The organism is Dorea chungnamensis (assembly GCF_039832125.1).
Lineage (GTDB): Bacteria > Bacillota > Clostridia > Lachnospirales > Lachnospiraceae > JAFBIX01.
Genome location: NZ_JBDOHT010000001.1, coordinates 32,920 through 54,289 on the forward strand (window position 1 = coordinate 32,920; position 21,370 = coordinate 54,289).

At 40.8% G+C, this 21,370-nt stretch carries 27 protein-coding genes and 1 other annotated feature; of the genes, 21 read left to right on the forward strand and 6 right to left on the reverse strand.

The genetic code is table 11. The features are described from left to right. Window positions 1-2 precede the first annotated feature (2 nt). From ABE613_RS00180 to iadA, 7 genes are all read left to right on the forward strand, one after another. Entirely contained in the window at window positions 3-335 is a 333-nt protein-coding gene (locus tag ABE613_RS00180) for a nitrous oxide-stimulated promoter family protein (RefSeq protein WP_235231575.1), read from the forward strand. 150 nt (window positions 336-485) lie between these two features. Next, window positions 486-635 (forward strand): 50S ribosomal protein L33, encoded by a 150-nt coding sequence (gene rpmG, locus ABE613_RS00185; protein ID WP_083262913.1) that lies wholly within the window; start codon window positions 486-488, stop codon window positions 633-635. 22 nt (window positions 636-657) lie between these two features. Continuing rightward, window positions 658-849 (forward strand): preprotein translocase subunit SecE, encoded by a 192-nt coding sequence (gene secE / locus ABE613_RS00190; RefSeq protein ID WP_235231576.1) that lies wholly within the window; start codon window positions 658-660, stop codon window positions 847-849. A gap of 31 nt (window positions 850-880) precedes the next feature. Continuing rightward, window positions 881-1,396 carry a transcription termination/antitermination protein NusG gene (nusG, locus tag ABE613_RS00195; RefSeq protein ID WP_235231577.1) on the forward strand — a complete coding sequence of 172 codons (516 nt, stop codon included), beginning with the start codon at window positions 881-883 and terminating at the stop codon, window positions 1,394-1,396. Window positions 1,397-1,594: 198 nt separating this feature from the next. Next, complete coding sequence (gene rplK, locus ABE613_RS00200) at window positions 1,595-2,020, forward strand: 50S ribosomal protein L11 (protein WP_235231578.1); 426 nt, start codon at window positions 1,595-1,597, stop codon at window positions 2,018-2,020. 59 nt (window positions 2,021-2,079) lie between these two features. Further along, window positions 2,080-2,772 carry a 50S ribosomal protein L1 gene (rplA, locus tag ABE613_RS00205; RefSeq protein WP_347375300.1) on the forward strand — a complete coding sequence of 231 codons (693 nt, stop codon included), beginning with the start codon at window positions 2,080-2,082 and terminating at the stop codon, window positions 2,770-2,772. A gap of 147 nt (window positions 2,773-2,919) precedes the next feature. Then, window positions 2,920-4,062, forward strand: coding sequence for a beta-aspartyl-peptidase (iadA, locus tag ABE613_RS00210; RefSeq protein WP_347375301.1), 1,143 nt, complete (start codon window positions 2,920-2,922; stop codon window positions 4,060-4,062). 57 nt (window positions 4,063-4,119) lie between these two features. Here the strand turns inward: iadA and ABE613_RS00215 are convergent, their stop codons facing one another. From ABE613_RS00215 to ABE613_RS00225, 3 genes are read right to left on the reverse strand one after another with little or no spacing between them, the layout of a single operon-like run. Continuing rightward, a complete protein-coding gene (locus tag ABE613_RS00215; protein ID WP_347375302.1) occupies window positions 4,120-5,178 on the reverse strand; it encodes an aspartate aminotransferase family protein in 1,059 nt (352 codons plus the stop codon). Between the two features lie 12 nt (window positions 5,179-5,190). After that, window positions 5,191-5,943: a class II glutamine amidotransferase gene (locus ABE613_RS00220; protein WP_347375303.1), complete on the reverse strand. Its 753-nt coding sequence runs from the start codon at window positions 5,941-5,943 to the stop codon at window positions 5,191-5,193. 9 nt (window positions 5,944-5,952) lie between these two features. Further along, the gene (locus ABE613_RS00225) at window positions 5,953-6,795 is read right to left on the reverse strand and encodes a MurR/RpiR family transcriptional regulator (protein WP_235418088.1); all 843 of its coding nucleotides are present in this window, start codon (window positions 6,793-6,795) and stop codon (window positions 5,953-5,955) included. Window positions 6,796-7,011: 216 nt separating this feature from the next. Between ABE613_RS00225 and ABE613_RS00230 the strand changes: the two genes are divergently transcribed. The 4 genes from ABE613_RS00230 (at window position 7,012) to ABE613_RS00245 (ending at window position 10,341) form a co-directional block, all read left to right on the forward strand. After that, window positions 7,012-7,278, forward strand: a complete 267-nt coding sequence (locus tag ABE613_RS00230; RefSeq protein ID WP_347375304.1) for a hypothetical protein — start codon at window positions 7,012-7,014, stop codon at window positions 7,276-7,278. A 2-nt stretch (window positions 7,279-7,280) separates the two neighbouring features. After that, on the forward strand, window positions 7,281-8,765 hold the full coding sequence (locus tag ABE613_RS00235) for a sodium/pantothenate symporter (protein WP_347375305.1): 1,485 nt from the start codon (window positions 7,281-7,283) through the stop codon (window positions 8,763-8,765). A 27-nt stretch (window positions 8,766-8,792) separates the two neighbouring features. After that, entirely contained in the window at window positions 8,793-9,548 is a 756-nt protein-coding gene (locus tag ABE613_RS00240) for a creatininase family protein (protein WP_347375306.1), read from the forward strand. A gap of 100 nt (window positions 9,549-9,648) precedes the next feature. Then, window positions 9,649-10,341 carry a flavodoxin family protein gene (locus ABE613_RS00245; RefSeq protein ID WP_347375307.1) on the forward strand — a complete coding sequence of 231 codons (693 nt, stop codon included), beginning with the start codon at window positions 9,649-9,651 and terminating at the stop codon, window positions 10,339-10,341. Here the strand turns inward: ABE613_RS00245 and ABE613_RS00250 are convergent. Then, complete coding sequence (locus ABE613_RS00250) at window positions 10,295-10,894, reverse strand: substrate-binding domain-containing protein (RefSeq protein ID WP_347375462.1); 600 nt, start codon at window positions 10,892-10,894, stop codon at window positions 10,295-10,297. The two genes, ABE613_RS00245 and ABE613_RS00250, sit on opposite strands and share 47 nt — an antisense overlap. After that, window positions 10,795-11,199, reverse strand: coding sequence for a LysR family transcriptional regulator (locus ABE613_RS00255; RefSeq protein WP_347375308.1), 405 nt, complete (start codon window positions 11,197-11,199; stop codon window positions 10,795-10,797). The genes ABE613_RS00250 and ABE613_RS00255 overlap by 100 nt, the downstream gene beginning before the upstream one ends. A gap of 192 nt (window positions 11,200-11,391) precedes the next feature. Between ABE613_RS00255 and ABE613_RS00260 the strand changes: the two genes are divergently transcribed. From ABE613_RS00260 to ABE613_RS00265, 3 genes are read left to right on the forward strand one after another with little or no spacing between them, the layout of a single operon-like run. Then, window positions 11,392-11,847 (forward strand): ABC transporter substrate-binding protein, encoded by a 456-nt coding sequence (locus tag ABE613_RS00260; RefSeq protein ID WP_347375309.1) that lies wholly within the window; start codon window positions 11,392-11,394, stop codon window positions 11,845-11,847. Window positions 11,848-11,873: 26 nt separating this feature from the next. Continuing rightward, a complete protein-coding gene (locus tag ABE613_RS15115; protein WP_510182341.1) occupies window positions 11,874-12,152 on the forward strand; it encodes a hypothetical protein in 279 nt (92 codons plus the stop codon). Further along, window positions 12,136-12,300 carry a hypothetical protein gene (locus ABE613_RS00265; protein ID WP_347375310.1) on the forward strand — a complete coding sequence of 55 codons (165 nt, stop codon included), beginning with the start codon at window positions 12,136-12,138 and terminating at the stop codon, window positions 12,298-12,300. Before ABE613_RS15115 ends, ABE613_RS00265 begins: the two co-directional genes overlap by 17 nt. 49 nt (window positions 12,301-12,349) lie before the next feature. Here the strand turns inward: ABE613_RS00265 and ABE613_RS00270 are convergent, their stop codons facing one another. Continuing rightward, complete coding sequence (locus tag ABE613_RS00270; RefSeq protein WP_347375311.1) at window positions 12,350-13,300, reverse strand: LysR family transcriptional regulator; 951 nt, start codon at window positions 13,298-13,300, stop codon at window positions 12,350-12,352. Window positions 13,301-13,424: 124 nt separating this feature from the next. Here ABE613_RS00270 and ABE613_RS00275 point away from each other — a divergent pair, with 124 nt between their 5' ends. From ABE613_RS00275 to ptsP, 7 genes are all read left to right on the forward strand, one after another. Continuing rightward, window positions 13,425-14,672 carry an aminotransferase class I/II-fold pyridoxal phosphate-dependent enzyme gene (locus tag ABE613_RS00275; protein ID WP_347375312.1) on the forward strand — a complete coding sequence of 416 codons (1,248 nt, stop codon included), beginning with the start codon at window positions 13,425-13,427 and terminating at the stop codon, window positions 14,670-14,672. A gap of 101 nt (window positions 14,673-14,773) precedes the next feature. After that, window positions 14,774-14,910, forward strand: a sequence feature (ribosomal protein L10 leader region). A gap of 44 nt (window positions 14,911-14,954) precedes the next feature. Beyond that, window positions 14,955-15,518 carry a 50S ribosomal protein L10 gene (gene rplJ / locus ABE613_RS00280; RefSeq protein WP_347375313.1) on the forward strand — a complete coding sequence of 188 codons (564 nt, stop codon included), beginning with the start codon at window positions 14,955-14,957 and terminating at the stop codon, window positions 15,516-15,518. A gap of 123 nt (window positions 15,519-15,641) precedes the next feature. Next, the gene (rplL, locus tag ABE613_RS00285; RefSeq protein WP_235231583.1) at window positions 15,642-16,016 is read left to right on the forward strand and encodes a 50S ribosomal protein L7/L12; all 375 of its coding nucleotides are present in this window, start codon (window positions 15,642-15,644) and stop codon (window positions 16,014-16,016) included. Between the two features lie 292 nt (window positions 16,017-16,308). Next, on the forward strand, window positions 16,309-18,444 hold the full coding sequence (locus ABE613_RS00290; RefSeq protein WP_347375314.1) for a PTS sugar transporter subunit IIABC: 2,136 nt from the start codon (window positions 16,309-16,311) through the stop codon (window positions 18,442-18,444). 25 nt (window positions 18,445-18,469) lie between these two features. After that, on the forward strand, window positions 18,470-19,318 hold the full coding sequence (locus ABE613_RS00295; RefSeq protein WP_347375315.1) for a PRD domain-containing protein: 849 nt from the start codon (window positions 18,470-18,472) through the stop codon (window positions 19,316-19,318). A 32-nt stretch (window positions 19,319-19,350) separates the two neighbouring features. Beyond that, complete coding sequence (locus tag ABE613_RS00300) at window positions 19,351-19,608, forward strand: HPr family phosphocarrier protein (RefSeq protein ID WP_235231586.1); 258 nt, start codon at window positions 19,351-19,353, stop codon at window positions 19,606-19,608. Window positions 19,609-19,633: 25 nt separating this feature from the next. Next, entirely contained in the window at window positions 19,634-21,250 is a 1,617-nt protein-coding gene (gene ptsP, locus ABE613_RS00305; RefSeq protein ID WP_347375316.1) for a phosphoenolpyruvate--protein phosphotransferase, read from the forward strand. Window positions 21,251-21,370: the final 120 nt, after the last annotated feature.

A 21,370-nucleotide genomic window follows, 5' to 3' on the forward strand; every position in this document is an offset into this window, starting at 1 on the left:
AGATGTCAGCAAAGAATAGTCAGCAAAAACGAGAAAAAGAAAAACAAGTTATAGATCAGATGATTGCCATATATTGCCGAAAGAATCATCGGCATCTGCACAAGGAGAATGGATTATGCAGTGCATGTGAAGAATTACGACGCTATGCAAGGATGCGGGTGGATCGCTGCCCATTCATGGAGACGAAGACTTTCTGCAATCAGTGCAAGGTTCATTGCTATCAGCCAAAGATGCAAGAAGAGATTCGAAAGGTCATGCGCTTCTCGGGACCGCGAATGCTTCTGTATCATCCGGGGATGGCAATCTGGCATATGATCAGTACGTTAAAGGGTTAAATATAGAAAAAGGACTTGCTTTTTGGCTTGTGGTATGGTACACTATCCTAGCGAATGGAAGTAGGTCTTTTTTTTATGCCTAAAATTAGGGTAGCCTCGCAAGCTACCAAGTAACAAGTTAATTTAGACAAACAAAGCGAGGTGGAAGTTGTGCGTACAAGAATCACATTGGAATGTACAGAATGCAAACAGCGTAACTACAACATGACGAAGGATAAGAAAGCTCATCCGGAACGCATGGAGACTAAGAAGTACTGTAAGTTCTGCAAGTCACACACATTGCACAAAGAAACAAAATAGTCGCTGCAAAGGAGTGGGTGTCATGAGCGATAAGACGCAGAAGAAAAGCTGGTTCAAAGGTCTTAGCAGAGAATTTAAGAAAATCATTTGGCCAGATAAGATGACAGTAGCAAAGCAGACGGCAGCAGTTGTTTCTGTAACCGTAGTTCTGGGTGCGATCATTGCGATCATTGATTTTATTGCCCAGTACGGAGTGGATTTATTAGTAAGATAACTGATAATCTGCACGCAAGAAAGGTGAGTTTATGTCAGAGGCAAAATGGTATGTAGTTCATACTTATTCTGGGTATGAGAACAAAGTAAAAGCCAACATTGATAAGACAATTGAAAACAGACATCTGGAAGATCAGATTCTGGAAGTTCAGGTGCCAATGCAGGATGTCGTTGAGATGAAGAATGGTGTCCAGAAGGCGACGCAGAAGAAGATGTTTCCAGGCTATGTTCTGATTCACATGATCATGAACGATGATACATGGTATGTTGTCCGCAACACAAGAGGTGTAACTGGGTTCGTAGGACCGGGATCTAAGCCGGTTCCGCTTACGGATGCAGAGATGGCATCGCTGGGAATCAGGGAAGAGAATATTGTCGTAGATTTTGAAGAGGGCGATACTGTTCAGGTAATTGCCGGTGCATGGGCAGATACAGTTGGAGTTATCCAGTCTATGAACATGCAGAAGCAGAGCCTTACCATCAATGTTGAATTATTCGGCCGTGAAACACCGGTTGAAATAAGTTTCGCAGAAGTTAAAAAGATGTAACTGCTATAAGCAGTGCACGGGTTACATTATTGGCTGCAGGGGAGCTCGCTCACCGACAGACATATAATGAAAACCGTATAGGGCGACAGCCCTCAGCGAGATGAAGCGCAGCGCAATCGAGCTGGCACTGTGGAATAAGTAAAACAAAAAAGTGGGAGGGACAAAGATTCCCGGGAGTACCACAAGGAGGTAATTAAAATGGCAAAAAAAGTAACAGGTTATATTAAATTACAGATTCCTGCCGGAAAAGCTACACCGGCACCACCGGTTGGTCCAGCACTTGGTCAGCACGGTGTAAATATCGTTGAATTTACAAAGCAGTTTAATGCAAGAACTGCAGATCAGGGAGATTTGATTATTCCTGTTGTTATCACAGTTTACAATGACAGAAGCTTCAGCTTCATCACAAAGACACCACCGGCAGCTGTTTTGATTAAGAAAGCCTGCAACATCAAATCTGGTTCAGGCGTTCCGAACAAGACAAAAGTAGCTACGATCACAAAGGAACAGGTAAGACAGATCGCAGAGACAAAGATGCCAGACTTAAATGCAGCAACAATCGAGAGTGCTATGAGCATGATCGAAGGAACATGCCGCAGTATGGGTGTTAAAGTTACTGAATAAACGTGTAAACAAGAATCGTGGGAGGGTTATCCCGACATTACCACAAGGAGGTTATTTAGATGAAAAGAGGAAAGAAATATGTTGAAGCTGCAAAAGCAATTGACAGAGGAACTCTCTATGATGTTGCAGATGCAGTGGCATTAGTTAAAAAGACTGCAGTAGCAAAATTCGATGAGACTATCGAAGCTCATATCAGAACCGGATGTGACGGACGTCACGCTGACCAGCAGATTCGTGGAGCAGTTGTACTGCCACACGGAACAGGTAAAAAAGTTCGTATCTTAGTATTCGCAAAGGATGCAAAAGCTGAAGAAGCTAAAGCAGCTGGAGCAGATTACGTTGGAGGAATGGAACTGATCGAGAAGATCCAGAAAGAAAACTGGTTTGAATTCGACGTTGTTGTTGCTACACCAGATATGATGGGTGTTGTAGGACGTATCGGTCGTGTACTTGGACCAAAAGGTCTTATGCCAAACCCAAAAGCTGGTACAGTAACAATGGATGTTACCAAAGCAATCCAGGAGATCAAAGCTGGTAAGATTGAGTACAGACTTGACAAGACAAACATTATCCATGTGCCATTAGGAAAAGCTTCATTTACTGAAGAACAACTTGCGGACAACTTCCAGACGCTGATCGATGCAATCAACAAAGCAAGACCTGCAGCAGTAAAAGGCCAGTTCTTAAAGAGCGTGGTTCTTACTTCTACAATGGGACCGAGCGTAAAAGTTAACCCAATGAAGCTTGTTTAATTTGATTGTAGAGATAATATAAAATTATGCAGAGGCAGGAATGTATATTCCTGCCTCTGTTTGTTATTGGTGAAAAAAGATGTTGACAAATCATTGAAAATCGTTCAACATGAAAATAGATTTCTGAAAAAGAAGAGGTTTAATCGTATGATATTAATAAGAAATGCAGAGATTTATACTCCGGAGTATATGGGGAAAAAAGATGTTCTGATATGTGGTGAGAAAATCGAATGCATCAAGGATTCAATTGAGGATTTACCCGGATGGTGTGAGATTATTGACGGAGAAAATAAGATATTAACACCTGGTTTGATTGATCAGCATGTTCATATTACTGGTGGTGGGGGTGAAGGGAGTTTTCATACAAGAACGCCGGAACTCAATCTGTCAGAAATGATAAAAGGCGGAATTACAACTGTAATTGGGCTTCTGGGAACCGATGGCCTTACAAGAAGTGTAGAAAATTTATACGCAAAAGCGGCAGCTCTTACCGAAGAAGGGGTGAGTGCATATATGCTAACGGGCGCATATGGATATCCATCGCCGACAATTACAGGAGAGATTGATAAAGATATAGTTTTTATAAAAGAAGTATTGGGGGTAAAATTAGCTGTTTCTGATCATCGTGCGCCGAATGTTACGGAAGATGAGTTAATTCAGATAGCGAGTAAGGCAAGAGTTGCAGGCATGCTGAGTGGAAAGCCGGGAATTGTGGTGCTGCATATGGGAGATGCCGAGTGCGGGTTAAAACCAGTTTTTCGCGCGCTTTCAGATAGTTCTGTTCCAATACGTATTTTTAGACCGACACATGTTAATAGAAATGAAAATCTCTTGGAAGAGGCATATAGATTTCTTGAAAAAGGCGGTTATATTGATCTGACATGCGCAATCAATGAGCATTTTGCTCCTGGTGAATGTATTGTGAAAGCTGTTGAGAGAGGACTTTCGACGGAACATATTACAATAAGTTCGGATGGGCATGGAAGCTGGTCGGAATATGCCCAGGATGGAACTCTTCTGAAAATCGGTGTGTCCAAAGTGGATGCGTTATATAATGAGTTGACTTTTATGGTTAAAGAGCTGGGAATGCCTCTTGAGAAGGCGTTACCATATATGACCAGTCAGGTGGCAGAAGCACTCAATTTGTTGCCTGAAAAAGGAGTGGTGAAAGAAGGTTCGGATGCAGACCTGCTTTTGCTCGAAAAAGATATGACTTTGAGCACATACATTGCAAAAGGGAAAATCTTTATGAAAGAGAAAAAACTGATTCGGAATGGGACATACGAATAGGAGATACTTAGTTATAAAAGGGAGAAGCTGTGGTGATGCTTCTCCCTTTTATGATGATTAATTGTATTTCTTAAAAACGTCTACGATTTTTTGCATATCTTCAATTGAAAATCTCTGATCACAACTGATGGACATTATATGATTGTATATGTATTGTGCTCCGGGATATTTTTCGATATCAATAAATGGAGGGACAGGCCAATATACTTTTGGTACAATTTGATTTTTTTTCAAATGGTCAATCAAAGAATTACGATTATCTGCGAAAAGAGGAAAGAACATAGGACACACATCATCCGGAAGCTCTGGAAAGACAGGACGTACAGAAGGATTATATGGCAAATGTTCCAGAAGATAATTGTAATTCGCTCGCCTTTTGTGGATTGAATTGTCCAACGGATAGTGTTGAATGGTTTTTAGTGATTCGTTGTCCCCGGCTTGCATATCAAATATTTTGCGTAGCATGAATTCGGCTTCCCAGAAAGCTTCGTCACTCTCTCGGTTTAGCGATTCATTACCTGTTTTTTCGTATTCTGCTCTGCATTTTAAAGCTTTGTCTCTAATGGATAACTGTGTTTGGTTTGGTGGGATAGGTGAAACATGAAACTTACCGGTTCTTTTAATTGCCAGGCCACCTGAGATGACGCCCATCCATTTCCGTAGACTTACAGAAATATAGTCGGCATCTTTACAGGCTCCAATTGGTGAAAATGCGGTATGAGTCGTGTCTTGCATAATTGTGACGCCGCTCTTTTTGCATTTCTTTACAAATTCCGTGTCAAAAGTTGAATATCCATAGTACCCACATATGAGTAAGAAACTGATTTTGGGGATTAGGGATTCATCAAATTGTGGGACGAGATTATTGTCAAAATCATAGTAATAGATCTTGTATCCTGCTTTTACAAAGCATCCGATGACTGTTTCGCAATCGTAGGCGGGAAGATATGCCACACGTTTTTTGTCGGTCAACATGATGTCTTGCAAACAATAATAGATGGAACAACGTCCGGACATAAGATGAGCCACGTCGCCGGCATCAGGACATGTGCGAGAGATATAATTGTTTTCAGTTTCAAGGGTCGGTTCATAAGGGAAAAATCCGCCTATTTCCATAATAGCTACCTCCTATAAAGATTGTATATTGTGTGTGCTGTTTTTATACTCTTCACCGTGATTCGTTCCGATGAAGAGTTTCTTGCCTTTTTGATATGCAAGCAGAGTTGTGAATGTAACTGGTTGCCATGCTTCTTTTCCTAACGGAACTGTTGAAAAGAGGACCTGTTTTTCTTTTTTTAGTTCATATAAAGAATTTTTGTAATTTGTATGTACATATAGCAACTCTCCGTCATATACTATCAAATTCAGTTTGTTTCCTTTGGATATTTTGGCAATCGCAAAATCCAGAAGGTTAAATCGTTCTTTTTTCGTCATTTTCTGTTTTTTTCTACTCTCTGCCTGGTTAATCTGATCAACCAAATAAAGCAAAATCCTTTCGCTGTCTGTATCTCCATTTTGAAAATCTGCATATTTGTTTAGTGGTTTACCATTAAAAATTGTGCCGTTGTGAATTAAAGTCCATGTTCTGCCCTGCTGATCTTTGGCAATAAAAGGATGGCAATTATTATAGTCGATGTTTCCAATTGTAGCATAGCGGATGTGTGCAAGCGCAGTTTTTGCTATTATCGGAGTAGAAAGTCTTTCACGCAAATGATTGCTTTTACTTGCTTGAATCGGTTCTTTTTCTATCTGAACATTATTTGCTTCCAGGCAGGCAAGTCCCCACCCATGAGGATGGGCGTTGCTGTGGGAAAAAAACTCTTTTAAATCGTTATTAATTTCATGGCTTTCGGCCGAAGTGATTCCAAATAATTCACACATAGGCAACCTCTAAGAAGACAAAGTGTCGATAAAATCTTGACGCTCTGAAGGGGCTACACTATCTATGACAAGACAGGATGCCAACAGATTCAGTGCTGCCATGGGTAATGTCAACGAGTTATAAAATAATTCTGTAGAAGTAGGACAAATCAAAAGGTGCGTACTGTGCTTGGTTGCCGGAGAAGACTCGCTGTCGGTTATGGTTAATACCGGAACTCCGGAATCAGAAGCTTTTTTGGAAATATTTCCGATTGGGAAATAATATCTTGGAAATGAAAAGAAAATAACCAGATCGCCCTCTGAAAGTTGTTTTAATATCAGTTGTGTTTCGTCCAAATCAGATAGATCAATGAGGGTTGCGTTAAAATATAAAATGCGTAACCTTGATTCCAGAAACTCCCCCAATACTTTTGAAATATCATGAGCAAAAATAAATATTCGATTACTTTTTCTGATTTCATCTGACATTGCAATGATTGGAGCAAGTGAAAGTTTTGAAAAGAAATCGGAAAAAGCAGATGCTTCTGCACTACAGATTTCACGAAGCAGTGCAGCGCGCTCGGAAGCTTCTCCAGAGGCGATGTTAGGAGTGAAAAAAGTAGGTGTAGAGGTAAGTTTAATCATTTTTTGCGTATAATCGCGAAATTGTTCTTTTAATTCTAAAAAAGTATTGCATCCTATCTTGTGGCAGAATCTGAGAAGTGTAAGTTCAGATGTAGATGTCTGATGGCTTAACTGTGCAAGTGTTATATAGCTGATTTCTTCTGGATTGGCTTTTAAATAGTCAGCGATATATTTTTGTTTTCGAGTTAAGCTGGGATATAATTGTTCGATTCGTTCTAAAATATCCATTTTCTCTCCTTTCTTTAATGTTTGAAAACATAAAAATTTTAAATATAATCATAAAAAATAAGTAATAGCTTTACAAAATCATTATAACATGTATAATAAAAAATACAAAGTAAAGTGTATGCTTTACATAAAAAGAAACGTGACAAATTTTATGAAGTATTTTTGTGATTATTGTACAGAAATTTACTTCGAAAGTAAAGGAGGAGAGAAATACCTATGAAGAAACTATTTGATGAATATTTTGAACGGACATGGCTGATTATCTTTTTGTTTATGTTTTTCCTGATTATGATTCCGTTCCCGTTTTTCTACAGTGAGACGTATATACCGTTTGTGGGAGGCATTCCGAGTTATCTTTTCGGATGGTTTGCACATACAGCTGTTACATTTACGTTGATCATTGTATATTTTCGCATGTGTATGAAGAGAAAAGAATACCATGTTTACGATGAAGATGAAAAAGAGAAAAAGGAGGAAAAATAAATATGAATGGAGCGATTCAGCCATCACCAATACCGTTTTATTCTGTACTGGTGATTTATCTTGGAATCATGGCATTTATCGGATGGTATGCAAGTCGTAAGACAAGCAGTCTTGGAGACTTCTTTGTGCTTAGCGGAAAAGCTGGTGTGATTGTCAGCGGTATTGCATATTTTTCAACTCAGTTTTCTATGGGAACATTCCTTGGAACTCCTGGAACAATTTATGGAGTGGGATATGCAGGAATGGCAATTTCTGTACCGGGTGCAGTATTTTGTATGATTTTACCTGCTGTTTTGATTGGACGAAAATTGATTACTCTTGGACACGAATATGGATTTCTCACAATGGCTGATTATCTGACTGACCGTTATCATTCAAAAAGTATGAGTGGAGTGTTGGGAGTTATGATGTTGTTCTTCCTGATTCCTATGATGGGAGCGCAGATCATTGGAGCAGGAGTTATTGTTCATGTATTTACTGGACTTCCTGAGTGGGCAGGAGTTGTAGGAATGGGTATAATTGTTATATTATATTGTATGGCAGGTGGAATGAAAGGAGCGATGATGACAGATGTCATTCAAGGTTCTCTTATGATAGGAACCGCAATTGTTACGTTTGTTGTGTCAATAGTGATGGGAGGCGGCTTTGAAAACATTAATCATACATTGCAGAATATGAATGAGGCTTATTTGACATTCCCAGGTGCAAATGGTTATATGCCGTGGACATATTATGTTTCTAACATTGTACTGTGGTCATTCTTTACTATGGGACAACCACATTTGTTTACGAAATTCTTCGCTATGAAAGATCACAAAACAATGTTTAAGGCAGTTCTCCTGGGTACAGGCGGTATGTTTTTGTCAGCAACTTTGATTGAGTGGGCTGGTGTAAATGGAATAGCATCGATCCAGAATATTGAGAAGGCAGATCAGATTGTTCCGATGATTCTTCAAAGAGGACTGAATCCATTCCTTGCGTCGATTTTTATTTCTGGAATTGTTGCGGCAGGTATGTCTACAATTGATGGTATTTTGGTTACTACAACTGGTGCGGTAACAAGAGATATTTATCAGAAGCTTATTAATAAGAAAGCGACAGATGAAAGCGTCATGAAGTTATCAAAAGTTGTAACAGTACTTATCGGTATCATCGTAATTTGTTTTGGAGTATTTCAGCCGGGAAGCATTTTTGAAATTAATCTATTTGCGTTTTCTGGAATGGCAGTGTTTGTAGTGCCGATTTTGTTTGGAATGTATTGGAAAAAATCAACAGCAAAGGGTGCAATTGCGGCGGTTGTAGTAGGAGTAGTTGCTCTTTTGTGCTTTACATTGATTCCGTCTGTGAAGGCGATGGCGTTTGGGTTCCATGCATTATTCCCGTCAACAATTCTGGGAGCAATTACTATGGTTATTGTTAGTAATATGACTCAGGCACCGCCGCAGGAGACAATTGAACGTCATTTCGCAATTTTTCAAAAAAAATAAAAGCGAAGACAAGAAGGAGGAAATGATATGTATCTTGGAAAGATGACGACAGCTCAGGCGAAAGAAGCATTCAAAAATGATCCAATTATTGTGATTCCGGTTGGAAGCACAGAACAGCATGGGACACAGAGCGCACTTGGAACTGACTATATGGTTCCGTCATATTTGGCAGATCATATTGAAGATGTGGACAATGTGATCGTAGCACCGACTGTTCCTTATGGCGTATGCCCGTATCATTTGAGCTTTGAAGGTAGTATTAATATTGGATATGAGGGCTTATATCTTGTGCTTCATGGAATAATGGACTCATTGATGCAACATGGTGTACGAAGATTTGTAGTTCTCAATGGACATGGCGGAAATACTCCTTCGATTGATAGGGCGGCACTTGAGGTGTACCATAAAGGTGGTGTATGTGCTAGTGTAGACTGGTGGAGTTTGGTAGCACAGCTTGATGATAGATTTCAGGGAGGACACGGAGATGTTTTGGAGACGTCTGCCATGATGGCGATAGATCCAGAATCAGTACATTTGGAACTTGGTAAGCCGATTAATGCGCAAAATCCGACAAGCGAGATGAAAGCTGCATATATTCAGGCTGTGAATTTTAAAGGTGGTACAGTCAGACTTGTGCGAGATACAAAAGAAATCGCGCCGAGTGGATGGTTTGGACCCTTTGATCCCAAAGATTCTTCGGCAGAGCTTGGACAGGCAGCACTTGATCTTGCGGTGGATTATATTCGGGAATTTCTGGAAGAAATGAAGAAAATAGAAATATAATCTTCTTCAGGAGTATCTGATGATTAAGCAGTGTTTTTGGGCTTCCGAGGGGAATCTCTTGTAAATCTTTGTGAAAAAAGAAAAAAGGGGGAATCATGACATGTTTTATGCACTCTGTGGGAGCCCAAGAAAAAAACATAATACAGATCAACTTTTGGATTTTGTTTTAAATGGAATTATGGATATCATACCGGATGCAAAAGTAAAGAAACTATACGTTTATGATTACAACTATACAGGTTGTATCAGTTGTTATGCTTGTAAAAGAATGAACGGAAAGTCATATGGAAAATGTGCGAAAAAGGATGATATTTCGGAACTTCTATATGAATTGTCAAAAGCTGATGGTATTGTGATCGGTTCTCCGGTATATTTTCATGACATTCCGGGACAGCTTAGAAGTTTTATGGAACGTTTATTATATCCTTATTTGGTATATGGAAAGGAGTGCTGCTCCATAGCACCGCGTAAAATGCCGACAGCATTTATTTATACCATGAATGCTACAGAAGAAAAAATGAAAAAAATGAATTATCCCATAAAGCTATCAGCAATGGAAGAATATACAGAGATTGTTTTTACAAAACCTGAAATTTTGTATTGTTATGATACATATCAATTTGATGATTATAGTTTATATAAAGCAGAGCGGTTTCCGGAACGGGAAAAGTTCCTGATAAAACAAGAACTTTTCCCGAAAGATTGTGAAAAGGCCTTCGCACTGGGACAACAACTTGCACGGAAGGCTAAATGTCAGAATCCCATTGTTTCAGAAATTCCTGACAAAATTTAATAAAGTCTGCATGCTCTGCGTGAAAATAGCTGTTATGCAGAGAAATAAGATTATAAGTATGGAACTCGTAGTAATTATCGATATAGATTTGCTGCAGAGTTCCATTTTTTAGTTCTCTTGCAACACCGCTTTTAAATAAAAAAGAGATGCCGATATTTTGAAGAAGAAGTTGTTTTACAATAGTCAGACTGTTGCTGATTTCAATAAGGTTAGCAAAAAGCATTGTTGATATATGATTGTCTCTGAAAATTGTTTCTAACCGTCGGCGCGAAGGTGTTTTATCAGCACCTAAAATAAGCGTATTATCATATATATCATCTATAGATACGTGTTTTTCCGCGAGCGGGTGTTCGGGGGAGCAGACGCAGATTGTGCTGCTGCACAGCTCATAATAATCGTGCCCGGTTTTTGATATGATTCCGTCCATTAAAAAGAAATCTAGTTCACCTTCGTTCAACATTCTGGATAGTTCGTCGTAATAGTCAGTGACAATTCTGATTTTATAGTCAGGATATTTTTCATAAAGGCAATAATTAAATATGGTAGAAAAGATTCGCCGGCAGCTTGCTCCGCACCAAGACGCAGCTCTTTCGGCGAAGAGGATAGGAGAGAAAGCTGTTCTTTAATGCGTTCTGAATCAGAGTGTACGGAATTGACATATTGATAGAGTGTATTTCCCGAGGGGGTCAGATGAAACTTTCGGTTGTTATAGGTATAAAGTTTTGTGCGGTAATACTCTTCCAGATATTTTAAATGATGGGAAACTGCTGGTTGTGTAATATGCAATTTTTCTGCTGTTTTTGTGAAACTTTTTGTCTGACAAAGGGTTAAGAAAGTGTATAATCTTGGGTCTAGCATAATGGCTCCTTTTTCTATTATTTGTAGTAATAGATAAATTACAAATTATAATTTTATTGTAAGTAAAAAAGCTGATATAATCGATGATAAATTAAGACAATCGGAAAATAAATTGTCAATAAACAATAAAACAGAAAAAGACGACACTATTTTCTGATAATTACAAAAAAACAATATAAAGGAGGATAATGTATGAAGAAAATTATTGCAAGTCTTTTATGTGTAGCTATGGTAGTGACGCTGTTTGCAGGATGCGGAAAATCATCTTCGGGCGGAGAAGATGGATCATCCGGCTCAACAGGTTCTGAGGCTTCCGCGGGAGTTGAAGATGGATATGTGAGGTATACACTGACAGCAACACCGCAGATCGATCCGGGCGTGGGAGCGGATCTGGGTGCTGCGACAGTATTGATCAATCTTTATGATCTGCTTGTAATGCTACAGAAGGATGGAAGTGTTGGACCATGGGGTGCAAAAGAGTGGTCAGTAGATGACGATGGAAAAATATGGACATTTACACTTAGAGATGATATCAAATTCCATAGTGGAAATCCTTTGACCGCAAATGATGTTGTGTATACATTACAGAGACTTCTAGATATGGAGAAGGATTTGGATATCTTTTCAGTTCAACTGTTAAAGGAGTAAAAGCAGTTGATGATACAACAGTTGAAATCGAATGTAAGGAAGCAACAGGAACTCTTCTTGCAACACTTGTCAGATTGTATATTCTTGACAGCAAACTTGTTGAAGAGAATTATGCATCAGCTGATTACGGAGACAAGGGAGATTATGGAAAAGCATTTCTTTTGGAAAATGATGCAGGAAGTGGCCCGTATAAAGTAAAAGAATATGCAGCAAATTCACATGTTCTTTGTGAACAGAATATTGGAATGAACTTGACCCGAATAGTCCAAAAGGATTTAAAGCGATTCGATGATTGCAGGACTTAAACATGCGGAGTATCTCTTGGAACTTCGGGAAAAGACCGGATGGTGTTTTAGCAGGAAGGGCATGTACGAGCCTCCGTGGGCAGAAGAGATGCGAGAATGGAATCTGGAAGAAGACTTTGGACTTGAGGGAATGCTTTACGACGATTAATCTGAAAACTTATGTGTAGTAAAGAGAAGAGAGCTTTTTGCTGAATCAATCAGAAAAGCTCTCTTCTTTCGTGCATCATGACAAGAAATTCTTCCATTGCCCGAGTTTTGTATTTATGATTTTTGTAATAGAAAAAAACCTGTCGTTTGGCGGCATCGCCATCAAGTTTATAGTAGACAAGATTTTCAAAAGACGGAAGCTGACTAACGAGAATATCACTGATAAATGTAGCTCCGAGTTGAGTGGATGCAGCCATATAGGCAGTTGACTGCTGATTGAGTTCAAGGATGATGTAAGGATGAAATCTGGCTTCTCTGCATAACCGGTCACCGCGGATGCGGGTGTCGTTACCGGGGGCGAGCATGATAAAGGGCAATGTAGAAAAGTTTTTTAAAGGAACGGCCGGATATGACTCGTTCAAGTAGCTTTTGTTTTTGATGCTTTCGTAAGAAAGTTGATATTTTTTCAGGTTTTCATGAATGGAAAAATGCTTTGGCACTGCAAGGAGGATGTTTTCGCTGCAATAAAGTTCCCGGTTGTATAGTGTGCTGTCGTAGTGATAATTGTCGATTACGAAATCCAGAGAGTTGTTTCCCAACATTGCTTCTAGCTGGGTGGTGTTCCCTTCTGTAACCTGAATTCGTACATCGGGAAATTTCTGTTTAAAATTTGTGATCAGTGGTGGCAAGACATATGCGGCAAAAAGGTTGCTGGCACCAAGAGACAAGCTGCCGGTTTTTAACGTGGACAGATTGTTGATGTAGTTTTCTACACGTTGCTCAATCTGGAAAATCTCTTTCGCTGCTTCCATATAGACTTGTCCTATTTCGGTAAGCTGCAAAGGACTCGTGCTCCTGTCAAACAGAGGAAACCCAACACGCTCTTCTACTTTTTTGATTCGAGCACTTAATGATGGCTGGCTGATGTAAAGATTCTGTGCGGCTTTGGAAAAACTCTTTTCACGATACACTTCATATACATATTCTTTCCATGTAAACATAGAGGCCTCCTTATAGATAAAATGATATAATTATTATATGATTATATGTATTTGATTATATTATATCTCTGTCGTATGATAAAAGCAAATAAAGAAATCATTTTCTGACAAGGTGGGGAAGGATATGAAAGAGATTTTAAGAGCAAAAAGAATGGAAATGGTTCACTCGGATATCAGAGGTCCGTTGTTTGTAGAAGCGATGAATATGCAGGCCAGGGGAATTGATGTATTAAAATTAAATACAGGGAATCCTGCAACTTTCGGATTTAAACAGCCGGAGAGTGTTGAGAGGGCTTTGGAAAGACACACGGCTGAAGGAGTTGGCTATTGTGATTTTAAAGGGATGCCAAAAGCAAGAGAAGCCATTTGTGAATATGAGAAGTCCAAAGGAATCAAAGGAATTACACCGGATGATGTGTTTATTGGAAATGGTGTCAGTGAAGTCGTTTCCTTTGCGCTTATGCCATTGCTGAATGACGGTGACGAAGTTCTTGTGCCGACGCCGAGTTATTCGATTTGGGGAAATTCGGTATATTTGGCCGGAGGGAAACCAGTGTTCTATGTTTGTGATGAAAAGTCTAATTGGTATCCGGATGTTGCGGATATTCGATCTAAGATCACCCCGAAGACAAAGGCTATGGTAATCATCAATCCAAATAATCCGACAGGAATGCTATATCCGAAAGAAGTGTTGGAAGAGATTGTACAGGTGGCAAGAGAAGAGGGTATTCTTCTTTTTGCAGATGAGATTTACGATAGATTGGTTATGGATGGCCTTGAGCATATATCGCTTGCTTCTCTTGCAGAAGATCTTCCGGTGGTGACTATGAATGGGCTTTCAAAATCTCATTGCTTATGTGGTTACCGGTGTGGATGGATGGTGATCAGTGGACCAAGAAATTTAACAGAAGACTACAGACAGGGAATCATTCAGCTTACATCTTTGAGATTGTGTGCAAACACACTTGCTCAGATTGTAATACCGGCGGCTCTTGATGATATGGACACTCCGGCTTCTATGGTCAGACCGGGAGGGAGGATTTATGAGCAGCGAGAGGCGACTGTAAGAGAATTGGGGAAGATTAATGGTATCTCTTTTGTAAAAAATAATAGTGCCTTTTATATTTTTCCGAAACTGGATGTGAAGAAGTTTCATATTACAAATGACAAGCAGTTTGCGAGTGACCTTCTTCATGCGACCAATATATTGTTAGTGCCGGGAAGTGGATTTGACTGGCATGATCCGGATCACTTCAGAATCGTAATGCTGCCGGAAGCAGATGTACTTTCAGATGCGGTAAGACGTATGGGAGAATTTCTGGACGGATACAGGCAGAGTGAAGTAAAAGGGATAGGAAGAAGTATTGCGTAATCTACTGGGATGAAAACAAGGAGTTACAAAAAAATATATTACAAAAAAATATATTACAAAAAAATAATATAAAACAAGTTGACAAATCACGGACTGAGTGATAACATATTACAGGACTGCCGAAGACAGCAGGTGCGAAAGCGTAAGTATTACAATCGCCTGCCGAGGAAAGTTAGATTCGAATTTGTGAATTATAACGCCTCTGTGTCTTTGGACATAGGGGTGTCTTTTGAATATTCCTTATAAGCAGTCGGACAAATAATATAAGGAGGTGCACCATTCGTGGCAAAAGTTGAATTAAAACAACCAATCGTACAGGCTATTGCAGATGACATCAAGGATGCAGCAAGTGTTGTATTAGTAGACTACCGCGGATTAACTGTTGCTCAGGACACAGAACTGCGTAAACAGTTAAGAGAAGCAGGAATCATCTACAAAGTTTGTAAAAACACAATGATGAAGAGAGCTTTTGAAGGAACTGATTTCGCAGCTTTAGACGAACACTTGGAAGGACCAAGCGCTATCGCAATTTCTAAAGATGATGCAACAGCTCCGGCAAGAATCCTTTGCAAGTTTGCAAAAGATGCAAAAGCCCTTGAATTAAAAGCAGGTGTGATTGAAGGTACAGTATACGATGTAGCTGGACTGACAGAATTGTCCAAGATCCCATCAAGAGAAGAGTTACTGTCCAAGTTACTTGGAAGCTTACAGTCACCTATTACAAATCTTGCTCGTGTTCTTAACCAGATCGCAGAGCAGGGTGGCGCTGAGAACTGTGTAGCAGCAGCTCCGGCAGAAGAAGCTGCAGAGGCTCCTGCTGAAGAAGCTCCGGCAACAGAGGCGTAGACCGAAAGCAACTTAGTGAAATCGAGTGTCAGCTAAGATTGAACTTAGTGCGAAGTTGTTCTTTGAGATTAACGAAAAGAACTTCATTAATTAAAAAATAAAACAAAAATGGAGGAAAATAAAATGGCAAAATTAACAACAGCTGAATTTATTGATGCAATCAAAGAATTATCAGTATTAGAATTAAATGACTTAGTAAAAGCATGTGAAGAAGAATTTGGTGTTTCTGCAGCAGCAGGTGTAGTAGTTGCAGCAGCAGGCGGAGAAGCTGCAGCAGCAGAAGAGAAAGATGAGTTCGATGTAGAGTTAGTATCTGCAGGCGCATCTAAGGTTAAAGTAATCAAAGTTGTTCGTGAGATCACAGGACTTGGATTAAAAGAAGCTAAGGCAGTAGTTGACGAAGCTCCGAAGGTAGTTAAAGAAGCTGTTTCTAAGGCAGAAGCTGAAGAAATCAAAGCTAAACTTGAAGCTGAGGGTGCAGAAGTTAACCTTAAATAATCAAAAAGATGATTTTTCAAAGAGCTGTTCCAATTGGAATGGCTCTTTTTGTCTTTTTAGAAGAAGTGTTGTAAAATCAGAAAAATGGCTTGACAAACCCAATTTCAAATGATAATTTAATAATCAGTGATAGCATGTTACTTGTTTTTTTGAAAAACGAGGCATTAACTATACATAAATGTAAAAGATATTTATGTGTGTTAGTGCCTTTTTTTATACCATTTTTTATGGAATCTACTCTCTTACTGATGTACATAGATGTCTGAACGCAAAAAGGAAAAGGAGAAAAAAGATGAAAGACAAAATTTTTGGTGTGCTGCAGCGCGTGGGAAGATCCTTTATGCTCCCGATTGCTATCCTGCCTGTAGCCGGACTGTTACTGGGAATCGGTGGTTCCTTCAGTAACGCAACGATGCTCGCAACATATGGATTGGACGGAATCCTGGGTGAGGGAACCGTATTTAACGCCATTTTTCTGGTTATGAAGGATGCGGGAAATATTGTTTTTACGAATCTTCCGATTATATTTGCCATGGGTGTGGCGATTGGTATGGCGAAGAAAGAGAAGGAAGTTGCTGCTCTTGCGGCTGTTATCGCTTTCTTCATCATGCATGCATCCATTGGTGCGATGATTGAGATTGGCGGCGGAGCAGAGACCTTGCTGAATGGAGCGACAACATCTGTATGTGGAATTACATCTCTTCAGATGGGAGTGTTCGGAGGTATGCTCGTAGGACTTGGAGTGGCAGCTCTCCACAATCGTTATTACAAGATTGAATTGCCGCAGGTTCTTTCGTTCTTCGGCGGGACAAGATTTGTTCCGATCGTGTGTTCTTTGGTGTACACTGGAGTTGGTATCGCAATGTACTTTATATGGCCTGTTGTGCAGAGCGGCATCTACGCAATCGGTGATGTGGTATTGAATTCTGGTTATTTTGGAACCTGGGTCTACGGATTGATGGAGCGTCTGTTGATTCCATTCGGTCTGCACCATGTGTTCTATCTTCCGTTCTGGCAGACGGCACTAGGCGGAACATTGGAAGTTGCAGGGCAGACGATTGAAGGTGCACAGAACATTTTCTTCGCACAGCTTGCAGATCCTACAGTAGAGCACTTTGCTGTATCTGCGACAAGATTTATGTCTGGTAAGTTTCCACTTATGATTTTCGGACTTCCTGGAGCAGCTTTGGCAATGTACAAAACAGCGAAACCGGAGAAGCGCAAAGAAGTAGGAGGCCTTCTGCTGTCAGCAGCGTTGACATCCATGCTGACAGGAATTACAGAACCATTGGAATTCACTTTCTTGTTTGTAGCACCTCTTTTGTATGGAATTCACTGTGTGTTTGCAGGACTTGCGTATATGTTGATGCACGTCTTTCATGTTGGAGTGGGGATGACATTCTCGGGCGGACTGATTGATATGTTCTTGTTCGGTATTCTTCAGGGAAACGCGAAGACCAATTGGATCTGGATCGTAATCGTGGGAATTGGATACTTTATTGTATATTACTTCCTCTTTGGTTTCCTGATTCGAAAGTTGGATCTGAAGACACCGGGAAGAGATGACAGTGAAGAAGTGAAGTTATATCGAAGAAGTGATGTGGAGGCAAGAAAGAAAGGGGAAGGTTCAGCGACAGGAACTGCTGTAGATGAATTGTCACAGACAATCTGTCAGGGTCTTGGAGGCAAGAAAAATATCTCAGATGTGGACTGTTGTGCTACCCGACTTCGCTGTACGGTCTATAAAGCGGAACTGGTGAATGACGCACTCTTGAAATCAACAGGAGCATCTGGAGTCGTTCATAAAGGAAATGGAGTACAGATTATCTATGGACCGAGAGTTACAGTTATTAAGTCTAATCTGGAAGATTATCTTGAGACAGCACCAGATGAAGAATATGTGGCTGATGTTCAGGAAGAGACGGTAATAGAGAACCAGAATGAAGAAAAAGAACAGAAAGTTGTGAAGACGATCACCATCTCCAGCCCGGTAACGGGTGTGGCGGCTGATCTAGGGACGGCACCGGATGAGGCTTTTGCCGGAAGAATGATGGGCGATGGTGCGGTTGTGACACCGAAGGATGCATATGTGTGCGCACCGGAAGACGGAGAGGTGTGCTTTGTGTTCGAGACGAAGCATGCGGTTGGATTCCAGACAGATTCTGGAATTGGTCTTCTGATTCATATGGGAATTGATACCGTTAAATTAGAAGGAAATGGATTTGAAGTGTTAGTCGAGAACGGACAAAAGGTGAAAAAGGGTGAGCCGATGCTTAAGATGGATCTGGATTACCTGCAGGCAAATGCACCATCTATGGCATCACCGGTACTTTGTACGGAACTGGAGGAAAATCAGAAGATCCGCCTGTTGAAGGAAGGCGAAATTCAGGCGGGTGAACCGCTTTTTGCAGTGGACTTCTGCGAATAAAGAGAAAGTGTGAGTGGGGAAAAGTATGTACAGGATAAAAAAGGTGTTGAATCATAACACGATCATAGGAATTCAGACCGAGAATCATCAAGAATATCTTATTATGGGCAAGGGAATCGGTTTTGGAAAAAAGGTGAGTGAAAGAGTGGAGGTAAGAGAAGAAGATGCCATCTATTCTCTTCAGGCATCCACAGATCGTGGAGATGCCCGTGAACTGGTGAAAGAGATCTCGCCGGAATGTCTGGAGATTGCGAATGAGGTTCTGGATGAGGCAGAGAAAATATTTGGCAAGATTGACAGAAGTATACTTTTCCCCATGGCAGACCACATTGAGTTTGCAATAAAGAGAATGAAAAACGGTGAGCAGATCAGCAATCCGTTAACAGAAGATATCCGAATTCTGTTCCATATGGAATTCAAGGCTGCAAGCTGTATTGCACCGATCCTGGCAAGAAAAATGAATCTTCGGATCGATGAAGATGAGGTGGGCTATATTGCACTTCATATTCATTCGGCGATTGAAGATGAGAAAGTGTCGCAGGCTATGCAGATGGCGCGCGCAGTCCGGGAATGTATTTCGCTGGTGGAAGAAGAGATTGGAAGGCCGATCGATGTCATGTCGCTGTCTTACAATCGTCTGATGAATCATATACGATATATGGTTGCAAGGGCAATCAGTGGAGAGCAGCTTAAGGTGAACATGAATGATTACATGGGAATTAAGTTTCCACAGGCTTTCCGGACAGCGAAGGTTATCTGCGAGCGGGTTGGAAAAAGTCTGAAGTGTAATCTAAGTGAAGTGGAGATCGGATATCTGGCCATGCATATTGAAAGAGTAACAAGTGATGAACGAGAAAGTTCTGATAATAAATAGGAAAGAATAAAAACAAAAAGGAGATTAAAATTATGAAGACATTTAATTACGTTATTACAGATGAAGTGGGAATCCATGCAAGACCGGCAGGAATGTTGGTAAAAGAAGCAAAGAAATATGAATCACAGATTATGATCAAAAAAGGAGACAAGCAGGCCGATGTCAGAAAACTGATGATGTTGATGGGCATGGGGGTAAAATGTGGCGAAGAAGTCACTGTAGAAGTTAACGGCGCAGATGAAGAAGAGGCATGCGCAGCAATGGAAGCATTTTTCAGGGCAAACTTATAATCAGAAAAGACCAGAGGTAGCAGAGATGGAAGTTTATCAGGGAAAATCAATATTGAAAGGCATTGCCATAGGCAAGCTCTTCTTCTACCAGAAGGGAGAACAGTCCGTAAAGAGAGAGAAGATCCAGGATACTGCAGCAGAGCTCCGGAGATATGAAGCGGCACGGGAAGAAGCGATCGCACAGCTGAATGTTCTGTATGAGAAAGCAGTCAAAGAGGTAGGAGAGGTCAATGCAGCTGTCTTCGAGGTTCATGCCATGATGCTGGAAGATGATGACTATGTAGATTCTATAGTAAATATCATCGAAACACAGCAGGTCAATGCAGAATTCGCGGTTGCGACGACTGGGGATAACTTTGCTGCAATGTTTGCAGAGATGGATGATGATTATTTTAAAGCCAGAGCAGTGGATGTCAAGGATATATCCGAACGGCTTGTGAATGTCCTGAGTGGGAGAAATAATGGTGGGGATCTGGGAGCAGAACCTGTCATCGTTGTGGCGGATGACCTGGCACCAAGTGAGACGGTGCAGATGGACAAGGAGAAGCTGTTGGCATTCGTTACCCGCTATGGTTCTTCTAATTCGCACACGGCAATTCTTGCAAGAACCATGAATATCCCGGCGCTGATCGGAGTAGAGATTCAGGAAGACTGGAATGGAAAACTGGCAGTAGTGGATGGCTATGAAGGAAAACTATACATTGAGCCGGAAGAAGAAGTGCTTACAAAGATGCAGCAGAAGCAAAGAGAAGATCTGGAAGCCAGAGAATTGTTAGAGCAGCTCCGGGGAAAAGAAGATGTAACCCTGGATGGAAAGAAGATTCGTCTGTATGCGAACATTGGAAGTGTGAAGGATGTTGCTGGGGTGTTGGCCAATGATGCGGCCGGTATCGGCCTATTTCGAAGTGAGTTTTTGTATCTGGAAGCTGACGATTATCCGGATGAAGAGGCACAGTTCCAGGCATATAAGACGGTTGCAGAAAATATGGCGGGCAAAAAAGTGATTGTCCGGACGCTTGATATCGGTGCGGATAAACAAGTGGATTACTTCCATATGGAAGAAGAAGAGAATCCGGCTATGGGCTATCGTGCGATCCGCATCTGTCTGGATCGACCGGAAATATTCAAGACTCAGCTGCGAGCCCTTCTTCGTGCAAGCGCATATGGCAATATTGCAATTATGTATCCGATGATTATCTCCGTCGATGAAGTGAGGCAGATCAAGGCGATTGTAGAAGAGATTAAGCAAGAACTGGATGCAAAAGAAATTCGTTACGGAGAAGTTGAGCAGGGGATTATGATAGAGACGCCGGCAGCGGTCATGATCAGTGATCTGCTGGCACAGGAAGTTGACTTCTTCAGTATCGGAACGAACGATCTGACACAATACACACTTGCGATCGACCGCCAGAATATGAAACTTGATAATATCTACGATGCACACCATCCGGCAGTGCTTCGTATGATTCAGACAACCATAGATAATGGACACCAGCATGGCTGCTGGGTAGGTATCTGCGGAGAACTTGGCGCAGATATGACATTGACAGAGACGTTCCTGAAGATGGGAATCGATGAACTGTCCGTATCACCATCATTCGTATTACCGATCCGTAAATTAATCCGGCAGATACGTCTGTAGCAGAGAGGGGACGGGGGGCTTTTCAAAAACCTCCGCCCCCCTTTTTGAAACCTTTTTGAAAAAATAAAAAAAGTGATTGACAAGCTCGAAAAGTTTATGATATAGTAAAAAATGCGCTAT

Excerpts from the sequence above, each read along its gene's own strand:
- ABE613_RS00180 (WP_235231575.1), top strand. The coding sequence starts at position 3 with ATGTCAGCAAAGAATAGTCAGCAAAAACGAGAAAAAGAAAAACAAGTT.
- secE (WP_235231576.1), top strand. The coding sequence starts at position 658 with ATGAGCGATAAGACGCAGAAGAAAAGCTGGTTCAAAGGTCTTAGCAGA.
- nusG (WP_235231577.1), top strand. The coding sequence starts at position 881 with ATGTCAGAGGCAAAATGGTATGTAGTTCATACTTATTCTGGGTATGAG.
- rplK (WP_235231578.1), top strand. The coding sequence starts at position 1,595 with ATGGCAAAAAAAGTAACAGGTTATATTAAATTACAGATTCCTGCCGGA.
- rplA (WP_347375300.1), top strand. The coding sequence starts at position 2,080 with ATGAAAAGAGGAAAGAAATATGTTGAAGCTGCAAAAGCAATTGACAGA.
- iadA (WP_347375301.1), top strand. The coding sequence starts at position 2,920 with ATGATATTAATAAGAAATGCAGAGATTTATACTCCGGAGTATATGGGG.
- ABE613_RS00215 (WP_347375302.1), bottom strand. The coding sequence starts at position 5,178 with ATGGAAATAGGCGGATTTTTCCCTTATGAACCGACCCTTGAAACTGAA.
- ABE613_RS00220 (WP_347375303.1), bottom strand. The coding sequence starts at position 5,943 with ATGTGTGAATTATTTGGAATCACTTCGGCCGAAAGCCATGAAATTAAT.
- ABE613_RS00225 (WP_235418088.1), bottom strand. The coding sequence starts at position 6,795 with ATGGATATTTTAGAACGAATCGAACAATTATATCCCAGCTTAACTCGA.
- ABE613_RS00230 (WP_347375304.1), top strand. The coding sequence starts at position 7,012 with ATGAAGAAACTATTTGATGAATATTTTGAACGGACATGGCTGATTATC.
- ABE613_RS00235 (WP_347375305.1), top strand. The coding sequence starts at position 7,281 with ATGAATGGAGCGATTCAGCCATCACCAATACCGTTTTATTCTGTACTG.
- ABE613_RS00240 (WP_347375306.1), top strand. The coding sequence starts at position 8,793 with ATGTATCTTGGAAAGATGACGACAGCTCAGGCGAAAGAAGCATTCAAA.
- ABE613_RS00245 (WP_347375307.1), top strand. The coding sequence starts at position 9,649 with ATGTTTTATGCACTCTGTGGGAGCCCAAGAAAAAAACATAATACAGAT.
- ABE613_RS00255 (WP_347375308.1), bottom strand. The coding sequence starts at position 11,199 with ATGCTAGACCCAAGATTATACACTTTCTTAACCCTTTGTCAGACAAAA.
- ABE613_RS00260 (WP_347375309.1), top strand. The coding sequence starts at position 11,392 with ATGAAGAAAATTATTGCAAGTCTTTTATGTGTAGCTATGGTAGTGACG.
- ABE613_RS00265 (WP_347375310.1), top strand. The coding sequence starts at position 12,136 with ATGATTGCAGGACTTAAACATGCGGAGTATCTCTTGGAACTTCGGGAA.
- ABE613_RS00270 (WP_347375311.1), bottom strand. The coding sequence starts at position 13,300 with ATGTTTACATGGAAAGAATATGTATATGAAGTGTATCGTGAAAAGAGT.
- ABE613_RS00275 (WP_347375312.1), top strand. The coding sequence starts at position 13,425 with ATGAAAGAGATTTTAAGAGCAAAAAGAATGGAAATGGTTCACTCGGAT.
- rplL (WP_235231583.1), top strand. The coding sequence starts at position 15,642 with ATGGCAAAATTAACAACAGCTGAATTTATTGATGCAATCAAAGAATTA.
- ABE613_RS00290 (WP_347375314.1), top strand. The coding sequence starts at position 16,309 with ATGAAAGACAAAATTTTTGGTGTGCTGCAGCGCGTGGGAAGATCCTTT.
- ABE613_RS00295 (WP_347375315.1), top strand. The coding sequence starts at position 18,470 with ATGTACAGGATAAAAAAGGTGTTGAATCATAACACGATCATAGGAATT.
- ABE613_RS00300 (WP_235231586.1), top strand. The coding sequence starts at position 19,351 with ATGAAGACATTTAATTACGTTATTACAGATGAAGTGGGAATCCATGCA.
- ptsP (WP_347375316.1), top strand. The coding sequence starts at position 19,634 with ATGGAAGTTTATCAGGGAAAATCAATATTGAAAGGCATTGCCATAGGC.